Origin of the sequence: Xanthovirga aplysinae (assembly GCF_009711365.1) — a bacterium.
GTDB classification, from domain to species: Bacteria; Bacteroidota; Bacteroidia; order Cytophagales; family Cyclobacteriaceae; genus Xanthovirga; species Xanthovirga aplysinae.
Window position 1 is genome coordinate 1 of the sequence record NZ_SMMB01000918.1, and the last position, 5,456, is coordinate 5,456.

Below are 5,456 nucleotides of genomic sequence, written 5' to 3' on the forward strand. Positions count from 1 at the left end.
TTCTCCAAAAAATAAAAAGTTTTGCCAGTGGTAATTGATAAATAAACCAGAGGTTAAATTTCTTTGGCCACTAAAATCAAACTGGTTGTGGGGAGCATAAGTTTTTTGAATAGGGAAATTAAAGCCGGTGCTAATAAAAGTAAATCCTGATTGCCACTTCTGGTTTTTAGATTGAAAATCGACAACCAGTCCTATGTTTTGCTCCTTAATGTTATTTCTTCTTTCTATTTCAGTCAATGTACGATGCAATCCACTGGAATTAATGGTTGAAACAGATTGAGTTTCCTCAATGGAAGGTATTGAAAGGTTTCCATCTTTTTTGGCAAAAGAATAGAAAGGGGTAAACTGTAGATTTTTCCACTGAAGGATCCCCGCTATTCCTCTGAAAAAGCCAGTTTCTAAGGTAGAGGAATTTGGCTTTATCAGGCTGTGGGATTTTCTAATGAATAGGGTGGGTTCGGAAGTTTTAGCCGGAAGAAAAGACGCTCCTAGTACTAATCCCTGGCCGCTTTGTATTAAGAAGTCACCTGCTACTATTTTTTTAATGAACCCCATTTTTTCCAAGCTAAAATGCCCACCATAATGGTCAAATCCCCATTGGCTTTCTTTAGGGTTCCAATTAATAGACTCCCCGGCATCTTTTTCCGCATTTATGGCCAAGCTAAAAACCCCATTTTTTTTAAAACGAAACCGGCTAAGAAGTCTTCCAGGCGGTCCTAAAAAGTTGTTTTCTTCATTTTTAAGTTTTCTTTCATATTGAATTGACCAGTACTTATTTTCGGCCCTGTTGATGCTTTCTCTCAGACCAGGTTGCCCTTTTTGGAAAGAAGGGTTAGAGATATAAACATGGGGTATTAATTCCTTAATTGTTTCAATTTTAAGGGTAGGTATTACTTGCAATTCATAAATGGAGATGATCGGGCCGTATTGTTTTCTGTAATCTAGAAATGATTGAATTTGTGATTCAGTGAAAATCTGTAAATCTCTGAGCTGTTCTGGTGTTATTTTATTGAGCTCAAAAGGTTCAGAAAGAAGTTCTTCAAAGTTCTCCCCAACTATTTCATCTTCAAATACGAAAAGTTCTTCTAGTAATTTATTGCTAATGGGGATTTCTTGGGCCGAAACTGTTTGAAATAAAATTAAAAAAAGAGTTAGGGAAAGCCATGTATATTTCCAAAAGAATATCATGTTGCACCAACTCGCCAAATAACTAAGGGTAGATTTCTTGGAGTTAGTGCTTAATTCATTCTTTTTCAGAGGAAAAAAAGAAGAAATACCTATCTCTTCATTTCTAGGAAAGCTCATGAATTCAGTAATAATGGGAAAGAAATAATTGGGGATTTATTGGTTGATTTAGGGAAACCGATTAAAGGCCTTCATCCTCTTTGTTGTCTTTCTTTCACTATTCCATTCATCTATCATTGCTCATTATATTTTATTTCTTTTTAATTTCTTCTAGGGAGCAAATAACTTACACTGAGCTGTTGGGAATATCCTACTTCATCTTGGGCAATTAGGGCATAATTAAGAACGATCCTAGGGTGATTAAAGCCAAGGCCAAAATAGTTTTTGTAAGGTGCGCTGCTTATTCCAGTCCTTGCGTATAATTTTCGATAAAAATTATACTCTAATCCTAATCTAAAATCTTCCTTGAGCTCCATGTTTTTACTGACCTCAACTGTTAAAAGTAGTGGAGGTGTAGGAGTGTAAGTAATTCCTGTACTTAAGATGATATCCTCTTGCTGGCTTTGATTAAAGAAAGGGGCTAAAAAATTGTGGATATAGGCCCCAAAATTCAGATTAGAGCTTAATTTGATAATTCCTCCAAACTTCAGTAAAAGCAGGTGCTCGTTTTTTCTTTCAAGATTTTGGTTGATGATCAACTGTGTTTGTAAACCTAAACTCACATTTCTTATTTCATGAGCAAAGGTTAAATTTATTTTGTTTTTGCTGTAATAATGGTCCCCAAACCTTTTTAAACTTATGGCAGCCACACCCTTTTTAACAGGTCCAAGGATGGCCGCTGAAAAAGTGTTAAATTCGGGAAGTAAGTATTGGTTTTGATAAGTGGCTAATATAATGAGATGGTTAATTTGGCTAATGCCGCCTACGTTAAAGTTTATAGCCTCGGCATCAAAAATGGAAGAACCTGATTTTCCCAGACCAGTTAATCTTGCTCCCAATTCCTGTGCATAAATAGGCTCTACCATTAAAATCAAAAGAAGAATTGTAATTTGTTTTTTAAATGAAAAGACCATTTGTGGGAATTTATCTGATATTGTTTAAATATGAGAAGAAGGGAAAGAAATTACCCTTCCTATTGGCTTATGAGATTCATTAGTCAGGGAGATTTAGAAAGGAGGGGTTTTATAATTTAAGGTTTTAAACTTGTTTGTGAAAAGGGAGGTAAGATTTGTGGTGATTTTCTTGAGACTTTAGAATATAAATCTATTTTGAAATTTATAGATGCCTTATTTGAACCAAAAGATTAAATATAAAAATGATTAAAGGGATTAAATTAATTGCTGTTTGTTTTTGGATGATTTGTCCCTGCTTTGGCCAAGGGCAAAAGGAATACTATAATACAGGTCAATTAAAAGCAGAAGGTCAAACGGAAAAAGGAAAAAAAGAGGGAGTATGGAATTTTTATTACCCCAATGGGACATTGAGTGCTGAAGAAAATTATGAGGAAGGAAAACTTCATGGGTTAGCTCATTACTTTGGTTTTTCTGGTCATTTAATTGCTAAAGAAAATTGGGTTTTAGGATTACTTCATGGGGAATCGACTTATTATTATTCAAAGGGTCAAATTGAAAAAAAAGGGAAATACGAAGAAAGTTTGTATCAGGGAGAATGGCTGTTTTATTATCTAAATGGAAAAATGAAACGAAAAGGAAGGTACCTTAACGGATTGCCTGATGGAAAATGGACTTTTTATTATGAAGATGGGACCATTTGGCAGGAAGGAAATTTTAGAGAGGGGAAAGAAGATGGTAATTGGAAATTTTATAGTACCAAAGGGCACTTACAATTTTTTGGGAAATATGAAAATGGCAAGCGGGTAGGAGATTGGTTTAAATATAATAGGATGGGGAAACGAAAAAGAATAAATCCAGATAAATTAGAGTGAATAAGAATTAAGAATTAGGAGTTAAGAATTATTATTTCAGCCGGTAAGTTCACTTTTATAGTCTATTGAAGATTTGAACTTTACCTTTTGCGTTTTGTAATTCTAGTTTTGTTGTTCCTAATTCTTAATTAATATAATTCCAGTATTTTTGAAAAACTAGTTTGTTGAAGCTTGATTAGCTAATTCTTGTTCGGAGTCCACTTTATTGGAGGATCTAACTAAGGTCATTTCATTGATTAAATTTGTTGCTCCGGCATATTTATCAATGATGAATAAAACGTATCGGATATCAACATTTATACAACGCTGTAATTCAGGTTCGAAGGCAATATCTCCACTCATAGCCTCCCAGTTTCCATCAAAGGCGGTTCCTATCAACTCTCCCTTTCCATTGATTACAGGACTTCCGGAATTCCCACCTGTAATATCATTATTGGTGATGAAATTAACTTGTAGATCCCCATTTTCGGTGGCATACTGGCCGTAATTTTTATTTTGATAAAGCTCTTTTAATTTTTCTGGTACAATAAATTCCTCATTATTAGGGTCTTCTTTTTGCATGATACCCTCGATAGTTGTGAAATTTTTGTAATGAACCGCATCCCTTGGCTGATAGCTCAATACTTGCCCATAAGTTAATCGCATTGTGAAATTGGCATCGGGGTAATATTTTTTTTCAGGATTCATTTCTCTTAGGCCTTTTACAAATAATCGATCTCCACGGTCAATCTTACCGAATGCCGCCACCCGATAAGGGGCAATTTTTGCTCTATAATTATCATAGATTGATTTACTTGTTTTAAAAGCTGGATCTTTTTCCAAGGTTTCCCAATCTGGATTATTTAAAAAGTTCTGGACAGAGGCCTCATTGGAAAAAATTGACTTTTTATAGACATGTGCGGCCCATTTATGAAAATCTCCCTTATATTTTTTTCTTTCTTTTTTAAATACCTCAGGATGTTGGTCAGCTGGAACACCTAAAAAGTACATGTCCATAAGGGCAGAAAACACTTTTTGGTCCGTTGATGCATGATAATCCTTAAAGAATTTTTCACTTCTCTCCTTTAAATTATTGGTCACCGCTTTGATTTTTTCACTGTCCCCATTTTCTTTCAGAAGGTTATATAATCCCCTAAACCGGTTACTAAAAGATAATATTTCAGTACCATACCAACCTTCTATTAGGTATAGATAAGAAAGGTTATAGTCCTTTAATTCTTGGTACCCCTCCTCTAAATCTGGTAGGGCCTCTTGATATATTGATTTTCTGGAAGGGTCACCTAAGGTCCAGGAAAGAAATTGATCTTCAATCACCTGTTTTTTTTCTATTACATGGAGTTTTTTCAGTCCTTTACTCTGGCCTATAAAATACTTCCAATAATTACTGATGCTGGCATATTTAGAAGCATATTTAATTCGAACCGCAGGATCAGCATCCATATCCGCTTTTAAGATTTCAAGTCGCTTTTGTCTGATTTTAACCCGGGTTGGATTCGATTGTTCCAGGGCTAACTGCACTCCGTAAGAAGTAAGATAGCGGTCTGTGGAACCTGGGTAACCCATGATCATAGCAAAATCCCCCTCTTGTACACCACTCAATGAAATGGGTAAATGATGTTTTGGTTTAAATGGGATGTTCTCGGCAGCGTAACCTTTTGTTGGGGATCCATCAGGACTCATATAAATCCGGAAAAGAGAGAAATCACCTGTTTGTCGAGGCCACATCCAATTGTCTGTGTCTCCACCAAATTTTCCAATGGAAGATGGAGGAGCTCCCACCAAACGAACATCATGGTAAGTTTCATAAACGAATAAATAATATTCATTTCCATTAAAGAAAGGTTTGACCTCGGCATCGTATGATGTATTTTCAATTGCCGCCTTTTTAATCTCTTCCATTACATTAGAGGCGGTTTGATTTCTTTGCTGTTCGCTCATTTCAGGTTTCACAGCGGCCAATACTTTTGGGCTTACATCTTCAATTCTCACCAAAAAGCGGGCATAGAGACCTTCATTTGGAAGCTCATCTTCCTTTTTCATCGCCCAAAAACCATCGGTTAAGTAATCCTTATCTACGGTACTATGAGATTGGATTGAACTAAAACCGCAATGGTGGTTGGTTAACAATAGTCCTTCTTTTGAAATAACCTCAGCGGTACAAAAACCTCCAAATGCGACAATTGCATCCTTTAAACTGGAGTTATTGACACTGTAAATTTCTTCCGGGCTAAGTTTTAGTCCCAGTTCCTGCATGTCTTCCTCGTTAAGTGCTTTTAAAAGGGAGGGAAGCCACATGCCCTCGTCTGCGTAACTGTTTAATGTAAAA

Annotated in this window: 4 protein-coding genes; 1 reads left to right on the forward strand and 3 read right to left on the reverse strand. The window is 35.8% G+C overall.

The genetic code is table 11. The features are described 5' to 3' along the window. Together E1171_RS08090 and E1171_RS08095 are read right to left on the reverse strand one after the other, a co-directional pair. A partial coding sequence (locus tag E1171_RS08090) for a ComEA family DNA-binding protein (protein ID WP_187696337.1) occupies positions 1-1,305 on the reverse strand: 1,305 nt, incomplete at its 3' end. 140 nt (positions 1,306-1,445) lie between these two features. Next, positions 1,446-2,258 carry a hypothetical protein gene (locus E1171_RS08095; protein WP_155205506.1) on the reverse strand — a complete coding sequence of 271 codons (813 nt, stop codon included), beginning with the start codon at positions 2,256-2,258 and terminating at the stop codon, positions 1,446-1,448. Between the two features lie 242 nt (positions 2,259-2,500). On the opposite strand from E1171_RS08095, the gene E1171_RS08100 reads away from it, so the two are divergent. After that, a complete protein-coding gene (locus tag E1171_RS08100) occupies positions 2,501-3,130 on the forward strand; it encodes a toxin-antitoxin system YwqK family antitoxin (RefSeq protein ID WP_155205507.1) in 630 nt (209 codons plus the stop codon). A gap of 156 nt (positions 3,131-3,286) precedes the next feature. Here the strand turns inward: E1171_RS08100 and E1171_RS08105 are convergent. Continuing rightward, positions 3,287-5,456, reverse strand: a 2,170-nt coding sequence (locus E1171_RS08105) for a S46 family peptidase (RefSeq protein WP_155205508.1), incomplete at its 5' end; no start/stop codon positions are given.